Below are 23,434 nucleotides of genomic sequence, written 5' to 3' on the forward strand. Positions count from 1 at the left end.
CCGCCCTCCCCCTGCCCGGGCCGTCCCCCCGGGGGGGCCGCGGCCCCGGGGCCCCTGATCCAGGTCCGCGAGGCCGAGCGCCTCGGCGTTGGCGCGGGCGGTGGCCGCCGTCACCGGGTCCCGGTCCACGGCGAGCACCCGGATCCCGGCCCGCGCGAGGGCGATCGCGTCACCCCCGATCCCGCAGCACAGGTCGGCGACGGAACGGACGCCCAGGGCGCGGAAGCACTCCGCCCGGTACGACGCGACACTCGCCCGCGTCGACTGCTCGACCCCGTTCGGGGTGAAGAACATGCGCTCCGCGTCCGCGGCCCCGAACTTCGCCGCCGCCCGCTGCCGCAGCCGGGCCTGGGCGAGCGCCGACGACACCAGCTCGGCCGGGTGGCCGCGGCGCAGCCGGGTGGCCACCGCGAGTTCGTCGGCGGGCGCGGTGCCGCGGACCTCGTCGAGGAGGGCGCGGCCCTCGGGGGTGAGGAGGGGGGAGAGGAGGTCGTTCACCGGGTCATTGTCGGCCAGTCGGTGGATGGTCCGCCTCCGACGGCGGTGTCTGCCCCGGTTCGCGGCGGCGGCCTGGAAGGATCCGACGCCATGCGAGCAGTCGTACAAAATGACAAAAATAGGTCGAAGAGGGGTGGGGGGCGGAAGAGCGCGGTGCTGCTCTCCGTACTCGCCTTCTGCGCCGGTGCCGTCGTGTGCGGCTGCGCCGGGACCGGGGAGAGCCCCGACGTCCGCCCCGCCGCCGGCCGGCAGGCCCACCGGGCGGCCCCCGCCCCCGCCCTCGACCCCCACGCCGCCCTGGTCGCCGCCGCCCGGCGCTGGGGCCTTGACGCGGTCCCGCTGCGGCCCCCGGCCCCGCCGAAGCACAAGCCGAGGATCACCGCTCGCGACGGGTTCGAGGTGGACGGCCAGGTCGAGGACGACCTGCCGCCGGTCTTCACCACGATCCCGACCCGGCAGAAGGTCGTCTTCCTCACCATCGACGACGGCGCGAACAAGGACCCGGACTTCCTGCGGATGATGACCGAGCTGAAGATCCCGTACTCGGCCTTCCTCAGCAACTACCTGGTCAAGGACGACTACGGGTTCTTCCGCACGATGCAGGCCGAGGGGCACACCCTCAACAACCACACCCTGACCCACCCCTACCTGCCGGGCCTGTCCTACGACGAGCAGAAGCACGAGATCTGCGGCATGCAGACGATCATGAAGAAGCAGTTCGGCAGGGCGCCGACGGTCTTCCGCCCGCCCTACGGCAACTACAACGGCGACACCCTGCGCGCCGCCAAGGCCTGCGGCATCAAGTACGCGCCGATCTGGGACGAGGAGGTGTTCGTCGACCACTGGGAGTACCGCGAGTGGGACCGCAGCCTGCACCCCGGCGACATCGTGCTCACCCACTTCCGGGGCCGGGACGACTGGGACGGCACGATGGTCGACGACATGCGCCGCTTTCTGAACAAGGTCACCCGTGACGGCTACGCGGTGGCGCGCCTGGAGGACTACCTGTGAGCCGACCGGGGGCGACGGCCGCGTTGCTGACCGCCGCCCTCCTCCTGGCCGCCTGCGCGCCGTCCGTCGATCCCATCGAACGGCTGGGCATGAAGGCCGCCGACCGGGTACGGCCGCACGGCCCGGCCGGCGCCCAGCCGTACCGCCGCTGGGGCCTGAGCGCCCCGCTCTCCCCGGCCCCGCGCCCCCCGTCCCACCCGCTCTCCTTCCGGGCGGCCCTGCCCCCGGTCGTCGACCACGTCGCCACCGCCGACCGGGTCGTGTTCCTCACCTACGACGACGGCGCCGAGAAGGACCCGCGTTTCGTGGACATGGTCCGCGAACTTCGCCTCCCGGTCAGCCTGTTCCTCACGGACAGCGTGGTCGGCCCCGGCTACGGTCACTTCGCCCGCCTCCAGTCCGTCGGCGCCGGCGTCCAGAACCACACCCTCGACCACCCGGCCATGCCCGGCCTGCCCTACGCCGGCCAGCGCGCCGAGATCTGCGGCCAGCAGGAGAAGCTGAAGTCCCGCTTCGGCATCCGCCCCCGCCTCTTCCGGCCGCCCTACGGCACCTACGACCGCACCACCCTGCGCGCGGCGGCCGACTGCGGGGTGACGGCGGTGGTGCTGTGGCGGGCGGCGATGACTCCGGACGGCATCACCTACCGGAGCAAGGACAGGCAGCTCCGTCCCGGTGACATCATCCTGGTGGGTCCGGACGAGGCCATGGGGCCGACCCTGAGGGAGCGCACGACCCGGCTGCTGCGCCGGGTCCAGGCGAGCGGCCTGACGGTGGGACGGCTGGAGGACTACCTCTGAGGGGTACGAGACGTCGGATTTCCGACGCCGCGCCGGACGTAATTGGCACTCCGCTTGACCGAGTGCTAATCGCGGTCATAGTCTCGGCTCTGGCACTCGGCAGATGAGAGTGCCAACAACGCGACGGGCAGGTCCGGCACCCGCGACGACGGATCCACCTGGTCGCCACCTCAGACAGTTAACCCCGTGAGATCTCCGAAGGGGGAGGTCGGATCGTGACGACCGCCAGCTCCAAGGTTGCCATCAAGCCGCTTGAGGACCGCATCGTGGTCCAGCCGCTCGACGCCGAGCAGACCACGGCCTCCGGCCTGGTCATCCCGGACACCGCGAAGGAGAAGCCCCAGGAGGGCGCCGTCCTCGCCGTGGGCCCGGGCCGTTTCGAGAACGGCGAGCGCCTGCCGCTCGACGTCAAGGTCGGCGACGTCGTGCTCTACAGCAAGTACGGCGGCACCGAGGTGAAGTACAACGGCGACGAGTACCTCGTCCTCTCGGCTCGCGACGTGCTCGCGATCATCGAGAAGTAAGCCTGCGACTTACCACCTCAAGCACTCCGCTTGAATCCGTTTGAAGCTGCGCCCCTGGTTCCCGCGATCCTTTAAGAAGCCGGGCGCCCGGGGCGCAGTCTTGTTCACCCGAGAATTCCGAGAGGGCTCCCGCTGCCATGGCGAAGATCCTGAAGTTCGACGAGGACGCCCGTCGCGCCCTTGAGCGCGGCGTCAACAAGCTTGCCGACACGGTGAAGGTGACGATCGGCCCCAAGGGCCGCAACGTCGTCATCGACAAGAAGTTCGGCGCCCCCACCATCACCAACGACGGTGTCACGATCGCCCGTGAGGTCGAGCTCGACGACCCGTACGAGAACCTCGGCGCGCAGCTGGTGAAGGAGGTGGCGACCAAGACCAACGACATCGCGGGTGACGGTACGACCACCGCCACCGTGCTGGCCCAGGCGCTGGTCCGCGAGGGCCTGAAGAACGTCGCCGCCGGCGCCTCCCCGGCCGCCCTGAAGAAGGGCATCGACGCCGCCGTCGCCGCCGTCTCCGAGGACCTGCTCGCGTCGGCCCGCCCGATCGACGAGAAGTCCGACATCGCCGCCGTCGCCGCGCTGTCCGCCCAGGACCAGCAGGTCGGCGAGCTCATCGCCGAGGCGATGGACAAGGTCGGCAAGGACGGTGTCATCACCGTCGAGGAGTCCAACACCTTCGGTCTGGAGCTGGACTTCACCGAGGGCATGGCCTTCGACAAGGGCTACCTGTCGCCGTACTTCGTGACGGACCAGGAGCGCATGGAGGCGGTCCTGGAGGACCCCTACATCCTGATCAACCAGGGCAAGATCTCCTCCATCGCGGACCTGCTGCCGCTGCTCGAGAAGGTCATCCAGGGCAACGCCTCGAAGCCGCTGCTGATCATCGCCGAGGACGTCGACGGCGAGGCCCTGTCCACCCTCGTGGTGAACAAGATCCGCGGCACCTTCAACGCGGTCGCGGTCAAGGCCCCCGGCTTCGGTGACCGCCGCAAGGCGATGCTGCAGGACCTGGCGATCCTCACCGGCGCCACGGTCATCTCCGAGGAGGTCGGCCTCAAGCTCGACCAGGTCGGCCTGGACGTGCTCGGCTCCGCCCGCCGCGTCACCGTCACCAAGGACGACACCACGGTCGTCGACGGTGCCGGCAACTCCGCGGACGTCACCGGCCGCGTCGCCCAGATCAAGGCCGAGATCGAGAACACCGACTCCGACTGGGACCGCGAGAAGCTCCAGGAGCGCCTCGCGAAGCTGGCCGGCGGCGTGTGCGTGATCAAGGTCGGCGCCGCCACCGAGGTGGAGCTGAAGGAGAAGAAGCACCGTCTGGAGGACGCCATCTCCGCGACCCGCGCCGCGGTCGAGGAGGGCATCGTCTCCGGTGGTGGCTCCGCGCTCGTCCACGCCGCGAAGGTCCTGGAGGGCGGCCTCGGCAAGACGGGCGACGAGGCGACCGGTGTGGCCGTCGTCCGCCGCGCCGTCGTCGAGCCGCTGCGCTGGATCGCCGAGAACGCCGGCCTGGAGGGTTACGTCATCACCTCCAAGGTCGCCGAGCTCGAGAAGGGCCAGGGCTTCAACGCCGCCACCGGCGAGTACGGCGACCTGGTCAAGGCCGGCGTCATCGACCCGGTCAAGGTCACCCGCTCCGCCCTGGAGAACGCCGCCTCCATCGCCTCCCTCCTCCTCACGACCGAGACCCTGGTCGTCGAGAAGAAGGAAGAGGAGGAGCCCGCGGCGGCCGGCCACTCCCACGGCCACTCCCACTGAGCACCGCCTCAGCACTTCCCGAAGCCCCCGCCCCCGGTCGTCCGCCGGGCGCGGGGGCTTCGCCCTTTTGGGCTTCGGCCTTTTTTTGGGGGGGTGCTGCGCCGGATCGACGACGAGCACCGGCTCGGCCACCGGGCCACCGAGAAGGAAGACGCGATCATCAAGGCCCGGTACCACTGCTGGGTGCCGCGCCGCCGCACAGCGGTCGAGGAAGCCCCCGCTCCGTATCCGGAGCGGGGGCTCGCCCCTCGCGGGCTTTCACTGTGGGCTCAGTTCTCCAGCGCGTCCAGTGCTCCGAGCCGGCCCATCAGCCCGAGCCGGTCGTACTGCCACCAGCCCTCGGCGATCTTCCCGCTGTCGTCGAAGCGGTGCACCGTGGTGCCGGTCATGGTGACCCGCCGTCCGGTGTTCGGCAGTCCCAGGAACTCGCCCTTCTGCACCCCCGCCAGGACCCACCGGCTGCACACCCGGTCACCCTGGGCGATCTGGTCCTCGATCAGGAATCTGAAGTCGAAGGCGTCCCGCCATATCCCGAGCTCGCGCCGCAGCGCGTCCATGCCGATGGTGTCCTGGTCGTCGGCCGGATCGTGACCGTGGTAGTTCTCGGCGACCAGGCCGTCCAGCGGAGCCAGCGGACCGGCCGCGGCGAACGTCTCGAAGAACCGCCGCGCGGTGTCGACGTACATCCGCTCGTCGCGCACCACGTCCAGGTCGGTGAACTTCGGCATCTGGTCGCAGAGCGCCAGCAGCTCGTGGAAGACCTTGTCGGTCTCCGGAAGCCGCGAGTTGCGCATCGCCTCCTCGTACGACGGGAACTCCACGATCTCGACGACGTGCGACGCGTCCGAGCGGTCCGTGCCGACCACCGCGTGCGTCGCCGTCCGCTTCCCCTTGGTCTGCTCGACCCATCGGTCCAACAGCCGGTCCATCTCCTCGAACCGGCTGGTCCTGCACTCGATGACCTGCATGAACGTCATACCGCCGCCTCCGGCCCCCCTGGGTCCGGTACCGTCACGGCCATTTTCCCACCGGCCCGCCGCCCTCTTCTACTGCGGCCCGTACTTGCGTCCCGTCTTCGAGCTGATGCCTCCCACCAGGCCGCGCGGGGCCACCTTCGCGAGGCCCGTCAGCACCTTGTAGCGGGGGTCCGGGATCGACAGCGTCCGGCCGCGGGCGAGGTCGGCGAGGGCCGCCGCGACCAGCTTGTCGGCGTCCAGCCACATCCAGCCGGGGATGTTGTCCGTGCCCATCCCGGCCCGCTCATGGAACTCCGTACGGACGAACCCGGGCGCCAGCGCCATCAGACGCACCCCGGTCCCCGCCAGGTCGCGCGCCGCGCCCTGGGTGAACTGCACGACCCACGCCTTGGAGGCGCCGTACGTACCGCGCGGCACGAACGCCGCCACCGACGCGACGTTGACGACACCGCCCCGCCCGCGCTCGCGCATCGCCTCGGCCGCCGCCGACGTCAGCCGCAGCACCGCCTCGCAGTGCACCTTGAGCATGCGCAGCTCGTCGGCCATCGAGACGTCCAGATACCGGCCCTTGTTGCCGAATCCGGCGTTGTTGACCAGCAGGTCGACCGGGTTCCTGCGGTCGCCGAGACGGGCGGCGACCGACTCGATGCCGGCGTCCTCGGCGAGGTCGGCGGTGAGCACCTCCGCCTCGATGCCGTGCCGGTCGTGCAGTTCGGTCGCCTGTTCGCGCAGCCGTTTGGTGTCCCGCGCCACCAGGACGAGGTTGTGCCCGTCCGCCGCCAGCCGCCGCGCGAACGCGGCACCGATCCCCGCGGTCGATCCCGTAATCAGAGCCGTTGTCATGGCCCAAGGGTAGTTACCCGGACCGGCCGGGGCCGCTGTGCGCACCAGCTCTCCCGAACGGTGAAGCGCCGGTGAACACGCTGGGCGTGACGGCGTCTCAGCCGGACTGCGCCGCCACGTACTTCCGCGCCAGCGCCAGCGCCTCCGGGTGCAGCGCCGCACCGGCCGCGAGCAGCCGCGGCAGCAGCTCCCGCTCGGTGGTGGTGGCACGGAACTGCATCGCCGCCGTCACCCCGTGGTCCGGCAGGTGCACGATCTCGATCGGGTCGCCGGCCCTGATCTCGCCCGGTTCGATCACCCGGAGGTAGGCACCGGTCGCACCCTTCCGCGTGAACCTCTTCACCCATCCCCGTTCGCCCAGATGGCCCTGGAAAGTGCGGCACGGGATGCGCCCGGAGGTGACCTCCAGTACGACCCGGGAGCCGATCCGCCAGCGTTCGCCGATCAGCGCGCCGGACACGTTCAGCCCGTCTGTCGTGAGGTTCTCACCGAAGCAGCCGTTGCCCAGGGTGCGGCCGAGCTCCCGCTCCCAGTCGTCGAGGTCCTCGCGCGCGAACGCGTACACCGCCTGGTCGTCACCGCCGTGATGGCGCAGCTCGCACACCGCGTCCCCGGCCAGGCCGCTGCCCGTGACGCCCTTCGGTCCGGGCGCCGCCACCCGCACCGGCCCGTCGACGGGCCGCTTGTCGATACCGGTCACGCCGTCCACCTGGTCCGTGTGGGGCGACGGCGTCGGGCGGCCGAGGTTCACCGAGAGAAGCTGCATGCTCCGACGGTAGGGGACGCTCCTCAAAGTGTCGACGCGTTATCGGGTGCGATGTCCAAGACCGCCTTATGCTCGGAGCGTGATCGAAGCACGCCATCTCCGTGTCCTGCGCGCCGTCGCCACCACCGGTTCGTTCTCGGCGGCCGGCCGCGAGCTGGGCTGCACCCAGCCTGCCGTCAGCCAGCAGATGAAGGCACTGGAGACCTCCGTCGGCACCCCGCTGCTGGTGCGCAACGGCCGCGAGATGCGCCTCACCCAGGCCGGTGAGGCCCTGGTGAGGCACGCCTCCGGGATCCTCGCCGGACTCACCGCCGCCGAGGAGGAGGTCGCCGCGATCGCCGGTCTGCGCGCCGGCCGGGTCCGGCTGGTCTCCTTCCCGAGCGGCAGCTCCACCCTGGTCCCCACCGCCCTCGCCGCCCTGCGCGCCGCCCACCCCGGCACCCGGGTCTCCCTGGAGGAGGCCGAGCCCCCGAAGTCGGTGGACCTGCTGCGCGAGGGCGACTGCGACATCGCACTGGCCTTCCGCTACGAGGGCGGGGCGGACGCCGGGGGTGCCGAGGAGTGGGCCGACCTGGTGGTACGACCGCTGCTCGCGGACCGTCTCGTCGGCCTGGTACCCGAGGGGCACCGGCTCGCCCGCGCGGAGTCCGTCGCCCTCGGCGAGCTCGCCGACGAGTCCTGGATCGCGGGCTGCCCGCGCTGCCGGGGTCAGCTCGTCCAGGCGTGCGAGAGCGCGGGCTTCACCCCGCGCATCGATTTCGCCACCGACGACTACCCGGCCGTGGTCGGCCTGGTGGGCGCGGGGCTCGGGGTGGCCGTGCTGCCCCGGCTGGCGATCGAGTCGGTACGTCCGAGGGGCGCGCGCACGGTGGCGCTGGAGCCGGCGGTGCGGCGGGAGATCGTCGCCCTCACCCTGCCCGACCTGGCACAGGTGCCGGCGGTGGCGGCGACGCTGGAGCAACTGGGCCGGGCGGCCCGGCGGGCGTGACGGAGTGTGCCGGGCGCGCGTGTGCCCGGTCGGCAACAGATCGTCAAGCTATTGAAGAAACGTTCTTTCACGTGTCCGAGGCGGAGTCGCCGCTGGTCGTCGAGGCCGACACCAGCCTGTTGCGCGCCCGCCCCATGAGCTCTTCGCGCTCGTCCTCGGTCAGGCCGCCCCACACGCCGTACGGCTCACGGACCGCCAGTGCGTGCGCCGCGCACTCGGCGCGGACCGGGCACCTCATGCAGACCTCCTTGGCCGAGTTCTCACGGGCACTCCGAGCCGCCCCGCGCTCGCCCTCGGGATGGAAGAAGAGCGAGCTGTCGACCCCGCGGCAGGCGGCCAGGAGCTGCCAGTCCCACAGGTCCGCGTTCGGTCCGGGAAGGCGGGAGAAATCTGCCATTACATGACCCCTTGTAGCCGTTCTGGGCGGATACGGTGCCAAACGACCGTACATCTCCGGTCTAGAGAGATGAAAATATGACTCATTGGCAATCTAGCTCCAGACACCGTGAAACAGGAAGAAAAAGGTCTAAATGGGGCATTGGTTGTGATGAAAAGTTGAGGGTCTGACGTCCATGTCTGCACCGTGTCCGCGCCCTCACGTAGAGTGCCGAAGACGGCACGCGGCCCCGTAACTCTTTCGAGTGACCGTCGTTGAGAGGGCGGTGGCGGTTGAAGCAACAAGCGCTCGGGCAGGCGTCCGAGACGTTCGACCGCACAGGTGACGATTCCGTACCAGCCTGGAGGCTCAAGGTGACGCGCATCAGCTGCGGAGGGCGGTCATGACATCCGTCCTCGTCTGCGACGACTCCCCGCTTGCCCGAGAGGCGCTGCGCCGCGCGGTCGCGACCGTGCCCGGCGTCGAGCGCGTGACGACGGCTGCCAACGGCGAGGAAGTCCTCCGCCGCTGGGGTGCCGACCGCTCCGACCTGATCCTGATGGACGTGCGCATGCCCGGACTGGGCGGCGTCGAGACCGTGCGCCGACTGCTGTCCGCCGACCCCGGCGCCCGCATCATCATGCTCACGGTCGCCGAGGACCTGGACGGGGTGGCCCTGGCCGTCGCCGCAGGTGCCCGCGGCTATCTGCACAAGGACGCCTCGCGCGCGGAACTGCGCGCGACCGTCACGCAGGCGCTGGCCGACCCCACCTGGCGGCTGGCGCCCCGGCGCCTGCGCTCGGCCGAGATGGGCGCCGCGCCCACGCTCACCGCTCGCGAGATCCAGGTCCTGGAGGGCATGAGCCACGGGCGCTCCAACGCCGAGATCGGCCGCGAGCTGTTCCTCTCCGAGGACACGGTCAAGACACACGCCCGGCGCCTGTTCAAGAAACTCGGCGCCTCCGACCGCGCCCACGCGGTGGCCCTCGGCTTCCGTTGGGGCCTGGTCCGTTGATGCCGCGCTGAGCTGCGCCGCAGCGGGACCGCGCACCGATTGGACGCCCCCGCCTACCGCACGGTGGGCGGGGTCCGCAAGACGGATCGGCGCAGTGTCGCTGCTCGTTTCGGCGCGGATGCCGCATCCTTGAGGTGTGGAGTCTCTCGGGGACGAGTCGTTCGAGCGGAAGGGGAGGGCGCAGGAGATGAGTTCCGGCGCACCTGCTCATAACGCTTCGGTGCACAACGACGGACGCGGTGCCACCCAGCCGAAGGCAGCAGGGCACCATGGACCGATGCGCGAGGACGAGGCAGTCACTGCCATGGGGACGATCGGTGCTCTCGTCCACCGCGCCGTAGACGGGGACGAGCAGGCCACGCACGACCTGCTCGCCCATGTCCACCCACTCGCGCTGCGCTACTGCCGCACCCGGCTGTCCCGCCTGCCCGGCGACGCCCGGCACTTCGTCGAGGACCTCGCGCAGGAAGTGTGCGTGGCGGTCCTCCTCGCCCTGCCCCGCTACCGCGACACCGGCCGCCCCTTCGAGGCCTTCGTCTTCGCCATCGCCTCCCACAAGGTCGCCGACCTGCAGCGGGCCGCGATGCGCCACCCCGGCTCCACCGCCGTCCCCTCCGACGAGATGCCCGAGCGTCCCGACGACTCCCTCGGCCCCGAGGAGCGCGCGCTGCTCAGCAGCGACGCCGAATGGGCCAAGAAACTCCTGGCCAACCTCCCCGAGAACCAGCGCGAACTGTTGCTGCTGCGCATCGCGGTCGGCCTGACCGCGGAGGAGACGGGCCAGATGTTGGGAATGTCACCGGGCGCGGTCCGGGTGGCCCAGCACCGCGCGCTCAGCCGGCTGCGCGCACTGGCGGAGCAGTAGCCGAACGGGTTCCACCACCCCCGATGAACAGGCGCACGCCCGTTTCCGTACGAACATACGAAGCCCCGAGCTGAGTCGTACCGTGGAATTTGGGGCCTCTGCTTCCCGTTAGCATGGGCATCCGCACCGTTCAAGGCCATTTGGGGAAGGTGTCATGACTGCAAACGTCGACGGAGTGCCCGGAAAATTCGCGACACTCGGGCTGACCTACGACGACGTGCTGCTGCTGCCGGGCGCATCCGAGGTGCTCCCCAACGCGGTCGACACCTCGTCCCGCATCTCACGCAATGTCCGGGTCAACATCCCGCTGCTGTCGGCCGCCATGGACAAGGTGACCGAGTCCCGCATGGCGATCGCCATGGCCCGGCTCGGCGGCGTGGGCGTGCTGCACCGCAACCTCTCCGTCGAGGACCAGGTCAACCAGGTCGACCTGGTCAAGCGGTCCGAGTCGGGCATGGTCACCGACCCCATCACGGTACGTCCGGAGGCCACGCTCGCCGAGGCCGACGCCCTGTGCGCCAAGTTCCGCATCAGCGGTGTGCCCGTCACCGACCCGGCCGGCAAGCTGCTCGGCATCGTCACCAACCGTGACATGGCCTTCGAGTCCGACCGCAGCCGTCAGGTGCACGAGGTCATGACCCCGATGCCGCTGGTCACCGGCAAGGTCGGCATCTCCGGTACCGAGGCCATGCAGCTGCTGCGCAAGCACAAGATCGAGAAGCTGCCGCTGGTCGACGACGCCGGTGTCCTCAAGGGCCTGATCACGGTCAAGGACTTCGTCAAGGCCGAGAAGTACCCGAACGCCGCCAAGGACGCCGAGGGCCGCCTCCTCGTCGGCGCCGCCGTCGGCGCCAGCCCCGAGGCCCTGGAGCGGGCCCAGGCGCTCGCCGAGGCCGGCGTGGACTTCCTGGTCGTCGACACCTCGCACGGCCACAACAGCAACGCCCTCAGCTGGATGGCGAAGATCAAGTCGGGCGTGGACGTCGACGTGATCGGCGGCAACGTCGCCACCCGCGACGGCGCGCAGGCGCTGATCGACGCCGGTGTCGACGGCATCAAGGTCGGCGTGGGCCCCGGTTCGATCTGCACCACCCGCGTGGTCGCCGGCATCGGCGTCCCGCAGGTCACCGCCATCTACGAGGCCTCGCTCGCCGCCCGCCCGGCGGGCATCCCGCTCATCGGCGACGGCGGCCTGCAGTACTCCGGCGACATCGGCAAGGCCCTCGCGGCCGGCGCCGACACCGTGATGCTCGGCAGCCTGCTCGCCGGCTGCGAGGAGTCGCCCGGCGAGCTGCTCTTCATCAACGGCAAGCAGTTCAAGTCGTACCGCGGCATGGGCTCGCTGGGCGCCATGCAGTCGCGCGGCCAGGGCCGGTCGTACTCGAAGGACCGCTACTTCCAGGCCGAGGTCTCCTCCGACGACAAGCTCGTCCCCGAGGGCGTCGAGGGGCAGGTGCCCTACCGCGGCCCGCTGGCCAACGTGCTGCACCAGCTCGTCGGCGGTCTGCGCCAGACCATGGGCTACGTGGGCGCGGCCACCGTCGACGAGATGGAGTCCAAGGGCCGCTTCGTCCGCATCACCTCCGCGGGCCTCAAGGAGAGCCACCCGCACGACATCCAGATGACGGTCGAGGCACCGAACTACAGCAGCAAGTAGTCGACAGGCGTACCAGGGGCGGTCCCGGAGGCATCCGGGGCCGCCCTTGCCGTGCCCGTCGGCGATACTGGAAGACGCTGAAACGCATCAGGGAAAGGCCACAGACGTGACTGAGATCGAGATCGGGCGCGGCAAGCGCGGCCGCCGGGCGTACGCCTTCGACGACATCGCCGTCGTCCCCAGCCGCCGTACGCGGGACCCGAAGGAGGTCTCGATCGCCTGGCAGATCGACGCCTACCGCTTCGAGCTGCCGTTCCTGGCCGCCCCCATGGACTCGGTCGTCTCCCCGGCCACCGCGATCCGCATCGGTGAGCTCGGCGGCCTCGGTGTGCTCAACCTCGAAGGCCTGTGGACCCGGCACGAGGACCCGCAGCCGCTGCTCGACGAGATCATCGGGCTGGACGCCGACACCGCCACCCGCCGCCTCCAGGAGATCTACTCCGCCCCCATCAAGGAGGAGCTGATCGGCGCGCGCATCAAGGAGGTGCGCGACTCCGGCGTGGTCACGGCGGCCGCGCTCTCCCCGCAGCGCACCGCGCAGTTCTCCAAGGCGGTCGTGGACGCGGGCGTGGACATCTTCGTCATCCGCGGTACGACGGTCTCCGCGGAGCACGTCTCGTCCTCGCACGAGCCGCTGAACCTGAAGCAGTTCATCTACGAGCTCGACGTCCCGGTGATCGTCGGCGGCTGTGCCACCTACACGGCGGCCCTGCACCTGATGCGCACGGGCGCCGCGGGTGTGCTCGTCGGCTTCGGCGGCGGCGCGGCCCACACCACCCGCAACGTGCTCGGCATCCAGGTCCCCATGGCCACCGCGGTCGCCGACGTGGCCGCGGCCCGCCGCGACTACATGGACGAGTCCGGCGGCCGCTACGTGCACGTGATCGCGGACGGCGGGGTCGGCTGGTCCGGCGACCTGCCCAAGGCGATCGCCTGCGGCGCCGACTCGGTCATGATGGGATCCCCGCTGGCCCGTGCGACCGACGGGCCCGGCAAGGGCCACCACTGGGGCATGGAAGCGGTGAACGAGGAGCTTCCGCGCGGCAAGAAGGTCGACCTCGGCACGGTCGGCACCATCGAGGAGATCCTCACCGGCCCGTCCCACACCCCCGACGGCTCGATGAACCTCTTCGGCGCCCTGCGCCGCGCGATGGCCACCACCGGGTACAGCGAGCTGAAGGAGTTCCAGCGCGTCGAGGTGACGGTGGCGGACTCCCAGCACAAGCGGTAGGCCCTACGGCAGACGGAGGCCGGTCACCCCGGGCGGGTGACCGGCCTTTTGCGTGCCCGTGGGGGCTGGTGGGGGCGCGTTTTGTGAGGGTGGGGCGGTGCGGTTGCGTTCGGGACGAACGCGGGCTGAACGGGCTAGAGTCGGTGGGCCGCGCCCGTCGGTGTCGCCCCGCGTGTGTCCAGCAGCAACTGGGCCTTCACGGACAGGCCCTGGAGGTCGTACGTGCGGTGCTGCTGCACCAGGATGGTCAGGTCGGCGTCGGCGGCGGCCTCGTAGAGGGAGTCCGCGCGGGGGACCGGGCGGTTCAGGACGTTCCAGGACGCGATGTGCGGGTCGTGGTAGCTGACGGAGGCGCCGAGTTCCATGAGGCGGATCGCGATCTCCTGGGCGGGGGTGTCCTGCTGGTCGGCGAGGTCCGCCTTGTAGGTGACGCCGAGCAGCAGCACGCGCGCGCCGCGGGCCGACTTGCCGTGCTCGTTGAGGAGGGCGGCGGCCCGCTGGACGACGTATCCGGGCATCCGGTTGTTGACCTGCTGGGCCAGCTCCACCATGCGCAGGCCGCGGCTCGCGAGGCCGGACATGTCCTGGGCGACGCCGTGGCCGCCGACGCCGGGGCCGGGGCGGAAGGCCTGGAAGCCGAACGGCTTGGTCTCCGCGCAGCGGATGACGTCCCACAGGTCGACGCCCAGGTCGTGGCAGAGGACGGCCATCTCGTTGACGAGGGCGATGTTGACGTGCCGGAAGTTGGTCTCCAGGAGGTGCACGGTCTCGGCCTCGCGCGGGCCACGCGCGCGTACCACCTTGTCGGTGAGCCGCCCGTAGAACGTGGCCGCCGACTCCATGCACGCGGGCGTGAGACCGCCGATGACCTTCGGGGTGTTGGCCGGGGTGAACTCTCGGTTGCCGGGGTCCACCCTGCTGGGGGAGTAGGCGAGATGGAAGTCGCGCCCCGCGCGCAGGCCCGAGCCCTTCTCCAGCAGGGGCCGCAGGAAGTCCTCCGTGGTCCCCGGGTGGACCGGCGACTCCAGGATCACCGTCGTGTGCGGGCGCAGCCGGGCGGCCAGGGTGCGGGCGGCGGTCTCCACCTGGCCCAGGTCGAGCCCGCCGTCGGGGCCGCGCGGGGTCGGCGCGCAGATCACGGCCGTGCGCACCCGCCCCAGCTCGGCCGGGTTGTCGGCGGTCCGGAAGCCCCCCGAGAGCATCCGGCGCAGCTCGGCCGGGCTGAGCGAGCCGGCCTCGGGGCCGGTGGCGTAGCCGATCGTGGAGACGCCGGCGGCCACGGCGGCCTGGGCGAGGGGCAGGCCGTAGGGACCGAGTCCGATGACGGCGAGGTCTGCGGGCATGGCGTGTGGGCCGTCCTTCCCAGTAACCGAAGCGGGACAGGTGCGCAAGCCCTGTGGACAGGATGAGCGGAGCGCAATGTCAGACTAGGAGTAAATATGACCGTTATGTGGGATTGTGTTCATGTGTCTTCCGTGGGTTCCGTGACCGTTGTCCACAGGCTGGGGGTGAGTGGTGGCTGAAGTCGGGCAACCCGGTCAGAATCTGGGCATGGGCTTCGCCGGCCGGGTGCGGCCCGCGCGACCGATGACCGACGACGAGCGATGACCGATGGCGGCAGAGCGGGAGGCAGCGGTGAGGACAGCGACACTGGGGCCCGAGCAGCGTGCGGAGTCCTTGGCGGCCATGGCCGAACGCGAGCTGGACGTACTGGTGGTGGGTGGCGGAGTGGTCGGCGCGGGGACCGCGCTGGACGCGGTGACCCGGGGCCTGAACACCGGCATCGTCGAGGCCCGTGACTGGGCCTCCGGCACCTCCAGCAGGTCCAGCAAGCTGATCCACGGCGGCCTGCGCTATCTGGAGATGCTCGACTTCGCCCTGGTCCGCGAGGCCCTCAAGGAACGCGGCCTGCTGCTGGAGCGCCTCGCCCCGCACCTGGTCAAACCGGTGCCCTTCCTCTACCCGCTTGAGCACCAGGGCTGGGAGCGTCTGTACGCGGGTTCGGGCGTCGCGCTCTACGACGCGATGTCCATGGCCCGCGGACACGGCCGGGGCCTGCCCGCCCACCGCCACCTGACCCGCGGTCAGGCCCTGCGCGTCGCACCCGCACTGCGCAAGGACGCCCTGGTCGGCGCGATCCAGTACTACGACGCGCAGATGGACGACGCCCGCTACGTGGCGACCCTGGTGCGCACCGCCGTGTCCTACGGCGCGAAGGCCGCCAACCGCGCCCGCGTGACCGGGTTCCTGCGCGAGGGCGAGCGCGTCGTCGGGGCGCGGGTGCAGGACGTGGAGGGCGGCGGGGAGTACGAGATCCGCGCCCAGCAGGTCGTCAACGCGACCGGGGTGTGGACCGACGACACGCAGGGACTGATCGGCGAGCGCGGCCAGTTCCACGTCCGTGCCTCCAAGGGCATCCACCTGGTCGTCCCGCGCGACCGCATCCACTCCACGACCGGCCTGATCCTGCGCACCGAGAAGTCGGTGCTGTTCGTCATCCCCTGGGGCCGGCACTGGATCGTCGGCACCACCGACACCGACTGGAGCCTCGACAAAGCCCACCCGGCCGCCTCCAGCGCCGACATCGACTACCTGCTCAACCACGTCAACTCGGTACTGGCGGTGCCGCTGACCCGCGACGACGTCCAGGGTGTCTACGCGGGCCTGCGCCCGCTGCTGGCCGGCGAGTCCGACGCCACCAGCAAGCTGTCGCGCGAGCACACGGTCGCGCACCCGGTGCCGGGCCTCGTGGTCGTCGCCGGCGGCAAGTACACGACGTACCGCGTGATGGCCAAGGACGCCGTCGACGAGGCCGTGCACGGGCTCGACATGAGGGTCGCCGAGTGCGTCACCGAGGACGTCCCGCTGATCGGCGCCGAGGGGTACCGGGCGATGTGGAACGCGCGGGCCCGGACGGCCGCCCGCACCGGACTGCACGTGGTGCGCGTCGAGCACCTGCTCAACCGGTACGGCTCGCTCGCGGAGGAGATCCTCGACCTCGTCGCCGCCGACCCGGGCCTCGGTGAACCGATGCCGGCCGCCGACGACTACCTGCGCGCCGAGATCGTCTACGCGGCCTCCCACGAGGGCGCCCGCCACCTCGACGACGTGCTGACCCGCCGCACCCGCATCTCCATCGAGACCTTCGACCGCGGCACTCGCAGCGCCCGCGAGGCGGCCGAGCTGATGGCACCGGTCCTCGGCTGGGACAAGGGCCAGATCGAGCGGGAGGTCGAGCACTACGAGAAGCGGGTGGAGGCGGAACGCGAGTCCCAGCTCCAGCCCGACGACCAGACGGCGGACGCGGCACGGCTGGGAGCACCGGACATCGTGCCGTTGTAGGCCAGGGGCGGTATGGGCGTCTGTGTCCCGAGCGGCGGCCCCGGTCCCGCCCGATGCACGGTCAGGGGCCCCCTGGGCGTTGGGCACTTGTCGGGTGAGGGACAATGGAGGCTCTGTCAGGGCGGGTTGCATGAGGGGACGCATGTCGGAGGCGGAGCGGGCGGGTACTTCTCGTCAGGAGACTCGTCAGGACAACAGCGAGCGTCTTCTCGCCGGGCGGTACCGGCTGGGAGGAGTGCTCGGCCGCGGCGGCATGGGCACGGTGTGGCGCGCCGAGGACGAGACCCTCGGCAGGACGGTGGCCGTCAAGGAACTGCGGTTCCCGTCGAACATCGACGAGGACGAGAAACGACGCCTGATCACGCGCACCCTGCGCGAGGCCAAGGCGATCGCCCGGATCCGCAACAACAGCGCGGTGACGGTCTTCGACGTGGTCGAGGAGGACGACCGGCCCTGGATCGTGATGGAGCTGGTCGAGGGCAAGTCGCTGGCCGAGGTCATCCGGGAGGACGGCCTGCTGGACCCGAGGCGCGCGGCCGAGGTCGGTCTCGCGATCCTGGACGTGCTGCGGTCCGCGCACCGCGAGGGCATCCTGCACCGGGACGTGAAGCCGTCCAACGTGCTGATCTCCGAGCACGACGGCCGGGTGGTGCTCACCGACTTCGGTATCGCCCAGGTCGAGGGTGACCCCTCCATCACGTCCACCGGCATGCTGGTCGGCGCCCCCTCCTACATCTCCCCGGAACGGGCCCGGGGTCACAAGCCCGGCCCGGCGGCCGACCTGTGGTCGCTCGGCGGGCTGCTGTACGCGGCGGTCGAGGGCGCGCCGCCGTACGACAAGGGATCGGCGATCGCCACGCTGACCGCGGTGATGACCGAACCGCTGGAGGAGCCCAAGAACGCGGGGCCGCTCAAGGACGTCATCTACGGGCTGCTCACCAAGGATCCGGCCCAGCGGCTGGACGACGCGGGTGCGCGGGCGATGCTCAACGCGGTCGTCAACATGCCGGAGGAGGCACCGGCGGACGCCACCCGGGTGGTGCCGTTGCCGCCGCAGCCCGACGCGCCGGAGGTGGAGAGGAGCGGCGGGGCCAAGCGCGGTGAGGAGGCCGGGGAGAAGCTGCGCGGGGCGCTGCGCTCCGTGCGCAAGGCCGCGGGGGCGGCGAGTGCCTCGGCCGCGACCAAGGTGAAGAGCGGCGGGACGGGTGGCACCGCGGGCGGTGCGGTGGCCTCGGGCGGTGCGGCGAGCGGGATCGGCACCGGCTCTGGCTCCGGCTCCGGTACTGCGTCTGGTGCCGGCGCCGGTTCTGGTACCCGTTCCGCTTCGGGGTCCGTTCCGGGGGCGGCCGGGAGTGCGCGTTCGGCCTCCAAGGGTTCGGCCTCCAGGGGTTCGGCCTCCGTGGGATCGCCCTCGGTGGGCGTCGGTGGCGGGGCGGGTTCCGCCGGTGCGGCAGCGGGGCCCAAGGCCGCTGCGGGCAAGGCGAGTTCGGGGTGGCCCGTGGTGCCGCCGCCGGACCTGGACCTGCCGCCGCGGCCGGTGCCGCGGGCGCCGCTCACCGACGTGGTGCCCAAGCGCACCCTGGTGATCATCGCCCTGGTGGTGGTGCTCGCGGTGCTCGGCACCGTGCTCGCCCTCACCCTGGGCGGCGACGGGGACACCAAGGGGAGCGGCAGGAGCGGCGGTTCCAAGGCGGTGGCGAGTTCGGAGGCGAGCGCGAGCACCGGTTCCGGTGCGAAGTCCGGCAGTGGTCCCTCCACCAAGGAGGACACCGGCGGCGGCACCCGGACGGACGGTGACACGTCGGCGTCCGCGAGCACCGGGAGCACCTCGGGCGCGGACGCGGCGAGTGACGACGGTTCCTCCGGGTCGAACTCCAGTGGCAGTGGCGACGACGGCGCGCCGGTGGTGAAGAAGTACACCGGGAGCCAGGGGTACTCGATCGGGCTGCCCAAGGGCTGGAAGTTCCAGACCAGCAGCTCCGCCGGGGACCGGTTCACCGGGCCCGACGGGCAGAAGCTGCTGATCGCCTGGACGAGCACCCCCAAGGACGACCCGGTGGCGGACTGGCGGAACCAGGAGCGTTACATGGTGCGCTCCCAGTACCAGAAGATCCGAATAGCGGCGGTGGACTACCGGGGCTGGAACGCCGCCGACTGGGAATTCAGCTACGTCGAGGACGGCACCGAGTACCACACGATCGACCGGGGGTTCGTGGTCAACTCCAAGCAGGGGTACGCGCTGATGTACACCGCGAGGGCCGACGGCTGGAGCAGCGAGCTGCGCGAGGACACCTGGAAGACGCTCGCCGCGTCCTTCGAGCCGAAGTGACAAATTCGCATCCCCACAATGCGAATTGCCTCCGGCACGTATCGTGAGTGGTTGCGGACCGTACGCATGCAGGTATGCATTCGGAACGGGACGCCCAACGAACGGAATTGACCGACCGGGCGGCCGGGGGAGGCAACGTGGACGACTATGCGGGTCGGGTGCTCGCCGACCGCTACCGCCTGCCGTTGCCCCCCTCCGACGAGTACGAACTCACCGAGACCCGGGCCTTCGACACCTACAGCGGGCAGGAAGTGCTCGTCCGTCAGGTGCCGTTGCCGGAGGTGGTCGAGGCCGAGGTGCTCGACGCGGAGGGGCTGCCCGACGGGTTCACAGCCCGTGACCGTGGCGGGCGCCGGCCGCCGTCGGCCAGGACCGCGACACGCCGGCCCAGCGATCCCGCGGTGCGGCGCGCCGTGGAGGCCGCGCAGGCCGCCGCCGGGATCCCCGACCATCCCCGCCTCGACCAGGTCTTCGACGTGTTCGCCGAGGGCGGTTCGCTGTGGATCGTCAGCGAGTTCGTCGCCGCGCGGCCGCTGGCGGCGCTGCTGGCCGAGCAGCCGCTGACGCCGTACCGGGCGGCCGAGGTCGCCTCCGACGTGCTGATGGCGCTGCGAGTGCTGCACGCGCACGGCTGGGTGCACCGCAACATCACCGCCCGTACGGTCCTCGTCTGCGACGACGGCCGCGTGATGCTGACCGGCCTCGCGGTCGGGGCCGCGGAGGAGGCGCTGAGCGGGTACGACCCCGTACCGCTTCCCGAGGGGGAGGGCGGCGAGGGGGCCGGGGGTCCGCGAGGCGTCGAGCACGCGGAAGGTTCCGGCGCACCGGGCATGCTCGGCGGCTCGCCCGTGTCCGTCGCGCCGCCCGTTCTGCCCGGTTCGGGCGGTTCCGGCGGTTCGGGGGTCGTTGCCGTCGGAGGCATGGGAAGCAGTGGTGGTGCGTTCGGTGGTACGGGCGGCGCACAGACGGCGCCCGGCGCGCCGGAGGCGGATCCCGAGGCCGCGCGGCGCGCCGCGATACAGGCGCGGGCGGCCGGCGGGTTGCCGGGGGCCGGACCGGACGAGGGTTCGGGCGGCACCGGTACGGGTGCGGTGGAGCGGCGCGCGTTGGAGACCGGCGCGGACATCCGGGCCGCCCGGGCCGGGGCGATCGCCGCGTACCAGGCGGGGGCCAGGGCCGCCGCCCGGGTCCAGGAGGCCCAGCAGGGCGGCCGGGCGGCACTGCCCGGCGCCCGGCCACCGGCCGAGGGCGACACCCTGCCCGCCACGCCACACATCCCGGGCCGGACCGACGGGGTGGCACCCTCGCCGTACGGCCAGGGACACGCCGACGGGTCGGCGCAGTCGGGGTACGGTTCCGGGCCGGGCGAGGGTGAGGCTCGACCGGCGTACGGCCCGGAGCAGGCCGATGCCCCGGCCGGTCCGCCGTACCTCCCGGGGCAGGCGGGCGGCGTGGCGCAGTCGCCGTACGGCAACGGGCGCGCGCAGGTGCCGGGAGCGGGTGGTGAGGAGCGGGCCGCCGGTGGGGTGCCGCGTGGTCAGATCGCCGATCCGTACGGGGTGCGCGGCGCGCCCGCGCCCTGGCACGGTGCCGCACCGCGCCCGCAACCCGGAGTGGCTCCGTCGGCCCCCGGGCGGGAACGGTCCGCTCTCCCGCCCGTCGCTCCCGGCGCCGTCGCCCCCTCGGCCGGCTCCGGCGGGCGCGTGGGCGGACTCCCGGGTGCTCAGGGCCGCCCGCACGCGGTCGTACCCGCGCAGGGAGCCGGTTCCGCCCCCCGCTGGGACGGGGCCGGTGCCGCCGTGCCCGGCCGGCGGGGACCCGCGACCGCGCTGGCCGCCGAGCGGGCCCGGCAGGTCCGGATGACCGTGGTGGGGCCGGTGACCGAGCGCTGGGCGCCGGAACAGGCCGTGCCCGTGCACGAGAACTGGCAGCTGGCGGCGCCCATCGGACCGGCCACCGACCTGTGGGCGCTGGGCGCGCTGCTGTTCCGGGCGGTGCAGGGACACGCGCCGTACCCGGAGGAGTCGACGGCCGAACTGGTGCAGCTGGTGTGCTCGGAGCCGCCGGCCTTCGCGGAGGAGTGCGGTTCGCTCAGGCCGGTCGTGGAGTCGCTGCTGCGTCAGGACCCCACCGAGCGGCCGGACTTCGAGGAGCTGCGCGGCTGGCTGCGCTCGCTGGTGCGTTCCGCGCCCGAGCCGGACGCCGGTACCCATGTCGTCGCCGCCCCGCCCGCCGACCCCAGGCGGCTGCCGATCGTCCGGCGCCGCGGTGAGCTGGTGCGCAGGCGCAAGGCCGGGCTCCCGGCGGCCCACGGCCGGCACAAGCGGGGCCGGGAGGAGGCCAGGTCCCCGCGCAGACTGGGCCGTACGCTGCTGTTGCTGGTCCTGCTCCTGCTGGCCGCGGCGGTCGCGTACGCGATGCTGTTCCTGCCGAAGAAGAGCGCCACGCACGACGGCGGCGCCCGGACGGGATCGGCGGGGGCGGTCAGCACCGCGCCCGGCTCCAGCGTGGCCCCCACCCCCAGCCCGACGGCGCCTCCGTCCACGCAGACGCAGACCACCGCCGGTTCGACGAACGGCGCCTCCGTGGGCGACGGTTTCACCCTGCGCAACGACCCGAACGGCTTCCGGATCGCCGTCGCCAAGGGCTGGAGCCGCACCCCGAAGAACAGCGCCGGTCAGGTGATCTACTCACAGGGCAGGTTCGAGCTGATCGTGGTGGCGGGCCGGGACAGCGCGGCGACCTACGGCAGCGACCCGATGGCGTACCAGCGGGACAAGGAGCCGGAGCTGCAGCCGTACCGGGACTCCAGCTGGGCCACGGCCGGCGGACTGCGGACCATCACGGTCGGTCAGCAGGTGTCCGCCGAGGGCCAGTTCACCTGGACGGACAGCGGGCAGGGCGACCTCTTCGTACGGAACATGGTCTTCCTGATCAACGGGCGCTACCACATCGTGCAGGTGCGCGGCCCGGAGTCCGAACGGGACGAGGTCACCAAACTGTACGAGCAGGCCTCGTCGTCGTACGAGTACACGGGCTGAGCCGCGTCAACGCCTTCCCGGGCCGATCGGTTCCCGTCGCCGTGAGGGGATTTCGTTCACATCCCGTAAGGAAGGCGAAAACCGTCACAGTGCTGTCTCCGTGGGACCCCACTGGTTCCATGACCGCAGGCCGGTCCTTAGTCTGGCCCTGACAAGAGCATTGCGGGGCAACGTGAATCAGATGCAGGGCCTGCTCATCGCGGGCCGCTACCGGCTCGCCGACACCATCGGCAGCGGCGGCATGGGCCGGGTATGGCGCGCCCATGACGAAGTGCTGCACCGGGCGGTCGCCATCAAGGAGTTGACGGCTGCGCTCTACGTCTCCGAGGCCGACCAGGCCGTCCTGCTGGCCCGTACCCGGGCGGAGGCCCGGGCCGCGGCGCGCATCAACCACTCCGCCGTCGTCACCGTCCACGACGTACTCGAACACGACGGCCGGCCGTGGATCGTCATGGAGTTGGTCGAGGGCCACTCGCTGGCCGACGCGGTCAAGGAGCAGGGGCGCATCGAGCCGCGGGAGGCCGCCCGGATAGGGCTGTGGGTGCTGCGCGCGCTGCGCGCCGCGCACAGCGCCGGGGTGCTGCACCGGGACGTCAAGCCGGGCAACGTGCTGCTCGGCCGGGACGGCCGGGTCCTCCTCACCGACTTCGGCATCGCGCAGATCGAGGGCGACACGACCATCACCCGGACCGGGGAGGTCGTCGGATCCGTCGACTACCTCGCGCCGGAGCGGGTGCGCGGGCACGACCCCGGGCCGTCCTCCGACCTGTGGGCGCTGGGCGCGACGCTGTACACGGCGGTCGAGGGCCGCTCGCCGTTCCGCCGCACCTCGCCGCTGACCACCATGCAGGCGGTCGTCGAGGACGAGGCCGCCGAACCGCGGGCGGCGGGTCCGCTGGAGCCGGTCATCACCGCGCTGCTGCGCAAGGAACCGGCCCAGCGGCCGACTCCCGAAGAGGCCGAGCAGATGCTCGCCGAGGCGGCGGAGGGCCGGCGGCCCAGCGCGGCCCAGGCGTACGTGCCGACGCAGTCGCAGCTCGGCGGCGGTACCCGGATGGACCCGGGCACGGCCGGGGCGTCGTCGTACGACAGCTCGTGGGAGGCGGCCCAGGGAAGTCCCCGGGAGGCCGGGTACGGGAGTGGTTCCCACCGCGGTTCGTCCAGCGGCGGGTACGGCGGTTCCCCCAGCGGTTCCCCGAGCGATTCGTACGGCGGCGGCCATTACGGCGGTTCGTACGAGGTGCGGCCGCCCGGCGGTGGCAGTTCCATGAACGGGCCGACGGCCGTCGGCGGGTGGCGTCCACCACCGAGAAGTCAACCACCTGCGCGCCCGGGGCGTCGAGCCCGAGGACCGCATCCTCGTCATGCTCGGCAACCAGGCCGAGCTGTGGGAGACCGCGCTCGCCGC

General features: G+C 71.8%; 18 protein-coding genes and 1 pseudogene. 13 read left to right on the forward strand and 6 right to left on the reverse strand.

From position 1 onward, the window contains the following. Nucleotides 1–498, reverse strand: a pseudogene (locus ABZ646_RS14340) (hypothetical protein); the annotation flags it as partial. A gap of 90 nt (nucleotides 499–588) precedes the next feature. Between ABZ646_RS14340 and ABZ646_RS14345 the strand changes: the two are divergent. From ABZ646_RS14345 to groL, 4 genes are all read left to right on the forward strand, one after another. Continuing rightward, nucleotides 589–1,509: a polysaccharide deacetylase family protein gene (locus ABZ646_RS14345; RefSeq protein ID WP_360517669.1), complete on the forward strand. Its 921-nt coding sequence runs from the start codon at nucleotides 589–591 to the stop codon at nucleotides 1,507–1,509. An 89-nt stretch (nucleotides 1,510–1,598) separates the two neighbouring features. Then, nucleotides 1,599–2,309 carry a polysaccharide deacetylase family protein gene (locus ABZ646_RS14350; protein WP_360517703.1) on the forward strand — a complete coding sequence of 237 codons (711 nt, stop codon included), beginning with the start codon at nucleotides 1,599–1,601 and terminating at the stop codon, nucleotides 2,307–2,309. Nucleotides 2,310–2,524: 215 nt separating this feature from the next. Further along, nucleotides 2,525–2,833: a co-chaperone GroES gene (gene groES, locus ABZ646_RS14355; RefSeq protein WP_004955293.1), complete on the forward strand. Its 309-nt coding sequence runs from the start codon at nucleotides 2,525–2,527 to the stop codon at nucleotides 2,831–2,833. A gap of 137 nt (nucleotides 2,834–2,970) precedes the next feature. Beyond that, nucleotides 2,971–4,596 (forward strand): chaperonin GroEL, encoded by a 1,626-nt coding sequence (gene groL / locus ABZ646_RS14360; RefSeq protein WP_360517673.1) that lies wholly within the window; start codon nucleotides 2,971–2,973, stop codon nucleotides 4,594–4,596. A 269-nt stretch (nucleotides 4,597–4,865) separates the two neighbouring features. Here the strand turns inward: groL and ABZ646_RS14365 are convergent, their stop codons facing one another. The 3 genes from ABZ646_RS14365 to ABZ646_RS14375 all read right to left on the reverse strand — a co-directional run bounded on the left by ABZ646_RS14365 (nucleotide 4,866) and on the right by ABZ646_RS14375 (nucleotide 7,182). Further along, the gene (locus tag ABZ646_RS14365) at nucleotides 4,866–5,573 is read right to left on the reverse strand and encodes an ester cyclase (protein WP_360517676.1); all 708 of its coding nucleotides are present in this window, start codon (nucleotides 5,571–5,573) and stop codon (nucleotides 4,866–4,868) included. Between the two features lie 69 nt (nucleotides 5,574–5,642). Continuing rightward, a complete protein-coding gene (locus tag ABZ646_RS14370; RefSeq protein WP_360517679.1) occupies nucleotides 5,643–6,416 on the reverse strand; it encodes an SDR family oxidoreductase in 774 nt (257 codons plus the stop codon). Nucleotides 6,417–6,513: 97 nt separating this feature from the next. Next, on the reverse strand, nucleotides 6,514–7,182 hold the full coding sequence (locus tag ABZ646_RS14375) for an MOSC domain-containing protein (RefSeq protein WP_360517682.1): 669 nt from the start codon (nucleotides 7,180–7,182) through the stop codon (nucleotides 6,514–6,516). A 79-nt stretch (nucleotides 7,183–7,261) separates the two neighbouring features. Here ABZ646_RS14375 and ABZ646_RS14380 point away from each other — a divergent pair, with 79 nt between their 5' ends. Then, nucleotides 7,262–8,170 (forward strand): LysR family transcriptional regulator, encoded by a 909-nt coding sequence (locus ABZ646_RS14380; RefSeq protein WP_360517685.1) that lies wholly within the window; start codon nucleotides 7,262–7,264, stop codon nucleotides 8,168–8,170. 67 nt (nucleotides 8,171–8,237) lie between these two features. Here ABZ646_RS14380 and ABZ646_RS14385 read toward each other — a convergent pair whose 3' ends face one another. After that, nucleotides 8,238–8,567 carry a WhiB family transcriptional regulator gene (locus tag ABZ646_RS14385; protein WP_046733109.1) on the reverse strand — a complete coding sequence of 110 codons (330 nt, stop codon included), beginning with the start codon at nucleotides 8,565–8,567 and terminating at the stop codon, nucleotides 8,238–8,240. Nucleotides 8,568–8,949: 382 nt separating this feature from the next. On the opposite strand from ABZ646_RS14385, the gene ABZ646_RS14390 reads away from it, so the two are divergent. From ABZ646_RS14390 to ABZ646_RS14405, 4 genes are all read left to right on the forward strand, one after another. After that, nucleotides 8,950–9,561, forward strand: a complete 612-nt coding sequence (locus tag ABZ646_RS14390) for a response regulator transcription factor (protein WP_003948568.1) — start codon at nucleotides 8,950–8,952, stop codon at nucleotides 9,559–9,561. Between the two features lie 277 nt (nucleotides 9,562–9,838). After that, the gene (locus ABZ646_RS14395; RefSeq protein WP_046733110.1) at nucleotides 9,839–10,426 is read left to right on the forward strand and encodes a sigma-70 family RNA polymerase sigma factor; all 588 of its coding nucleotides are present in this window, start codon (nucleotides 9,839–9,841) and stop codon (nucleotides 10,424–10,426) included. Between the two features lie 154 nt (nucleotides 10,427–10,580). Continuing rightward, nucleotides 10,581–12,083 carry an IMP dehydrogenase gene (gene guaB, locus ABZ646_RS14400; protein WP_358981731.1) on the forward strand — a complete coding sequence of 501 codons (1,503 nt, stop codon included), beginning with the start codon at nucleotides 10,581–10,583 and terminating at the stop codon, nucleotides 12,081–12,083. Between the two features lie 106 nt (nucleotides 12,084–12,189). After that, nucleotides 12,190–13,314, forward strand: a complete 1,125-nt coding sequence (locus ABZ646_RS14405; RefSeq protein WP_360517689.1) for a GuaB3 family IMP dehydrogenase-related protein — start codon at nucleotides 12,190–12,192, stop codon at nucleotides 13,312–13,314. A 134-nt stretch (nucleotides 13,315–13,448) separates the two neighbouring features. Here ABZ646_RS14405 and ABZ646_RS14410 read toward each other — a convergent pair whose 3' ends face one another. After that, nucleotides 13,449–14,657: a nucleotide sugar dehydrogenase gene (locus ABZ646_RS14410; RefSeq protein ID WP_360517692.1), complete on the reverse strand. Its 1,209-nt coding sequence runs from the start codon at nucleotides 14,655–14,657 to the stop codon at nucleotides 13,449–13,451. Between the two features lie 292 nt (nucleotides 14,658–14,949). On the opposite strand from ABZ646_RS14410, the gene ABZ646_RS14415 reads away from it, so the two are divergent. The 4 genes from ABZ646_RS14415 to ABZ646_RS14430 all read left to right on the forward strand — a co-directional run. Beyond that, nucleotides 14,950–16,656: a glycerol-3-phosphate dehydrogenase/oxidase gene (locus ABZ646_RS14415; RefSeq protein ID WP_360517695.1), complete on the forward strand. Its 1,707-nt coding sequence runs from the start codon at nucleotides 14,950–14,952 to the stop codon at nucleotides 16,654–16,656. Nucleotides 16,657–16,798: 142 nt separating this feature from the next. Continuing rightward, nucleotides 16,799–18,985, forward strand: a complete 2,187-nt coding sequence (locus tag ABZ646_RS14420) for a serine/threonine-protein kinase (RefSeq protein WP_360517706.1) — start codon at nucleotides 16,799–16,801, stop codon at nucleotides 18,983–18,985. Nucleotides 18,986–19,122: 137 nt separating this feature from the next. Further along, nucleotides 19,123–22,026 (forward strand): protein kinase, encoded by a 2,904-nt coding sequence (locus ABZ646_RS14425; RefSeq protein WP_360517697.1) that lies wholly within the window; start codon nucleotides 19,123–19,125, stop codon nucleotides 22,024–22,026. Nucleotides 22,027–22,207: 181 nt separating this feature from the next. Further along, a partial coding sequence (locus tag ABZ646_RS14430; protein ID WP_360517700.1) for a serine/threonine-protein kinase occupies nucleotides 22,208–23,434 on the forward strand: 1,227 nt, incomplete at its 3' end.

Origin of the sequence: Streptomyces sp. NPDC007162, from assembly GCF_040634175.1 — a bacterium.
In the GTDB taxonomy this organism is placed as follows: domain Bacteria; phylum Actinomycetota; class Actinomycetes; order Streptomycetales; family Streptomycetaceae; genus Streptomyces.

What these genes read in the sequence shown, in the direction of transcription:
- ABZ646_RS14345 (WP_360517669.1), top strand. Translation starts at nt 589, where the DNA reads ATGCGAGCAGTCGTACAAAATGACAAAAATAGGTCGAAGAGGGGTGGG.
- ABZ646_RS14350 (WP_360517703.1), top strand. Translation starts at nt 1,599, where the DNA reads ATGAAGGCCGCCGACCGGGTACGGCCGCACGGCCCGGCCGGCGCCCAG.
- groL (WP_360517673.1), top strand. Translation starts at nt 2,971, where the DNA reads ATGGCGAAGATCCTGAAGTTCGACGAGGACGCCCGTCGCGCCCTTGAG.
- ABZ646_RS14365 (WP_360517676.1), bottom strand. Translation starts at nt 5,573, where the DNA reads ATGACGTTCATGCAGGTCATCGAGTGCAGGACCAGCCGGTTCGAGGAG.
- ABZ646_RS14370 (WP_360517679.1), bottom strand. Translation starts at nt 6,416, where the DNA reads ATGACAACGGCTCTGATTACGGGATCGACCGCGGGGATCGGTGCCGCG.
- ABZ646_RS14375 (WP_360517682.1), bottom strand. Translation starts at nt 7,182, where the DNA reads ATGCAGCTTCTCTCGGTGAACCTCGGCCGCCCGACGCCGTCGCCCCAC.
- ABZ646_RS14385 (WP_046733109.1), bottom strand. Translation starts at nt 8,567, where the DNA reads ATGGCAGATTTCTCCCGCCTTCCCGGACCGAACGCGGACCTGTGGGAC.
- ABZ646_RS14390 (WP_003948568.1), top strand. Translation starts at nt 8,950, where the DNA reads ATGACATCCGTCCTCGTCTGCGACGACTCCCCGCTTGCCCGAGAGGCG.
- ABZ646_RS14395 (WP_046733110.1), top strand. Translation starts at nt 9,839, where the DNA reads ATGCGCGAGGACGAGGCAGTCACTGCCATGGGGACGATCGGTGCTCTC.
- guaB (WP_358981731.1), top strand. Translation starts at nt 10,581, where the DNA reads ATGACTGCAAACGTCGACGGAGTGCCCGGAAAATTCGCGACACTCGGG.
- ABZ646_RS14410 (WP_360517692.1), bottom strand. Translation starts at nt 14,657, where the DNA reads ATGCCCGCAGACCTCGCCGTCATCGGACTCGGTCCCTACGGCCTGCCC.
- ABZ646_RS14420 (WP_360517706.1), top strand. Translation starts at nt 16,799, where the DNA reads ATGTCGGAGGCGGAGCGGGCGGGTACTTCTCGTCAGGAGACTCGTCAG.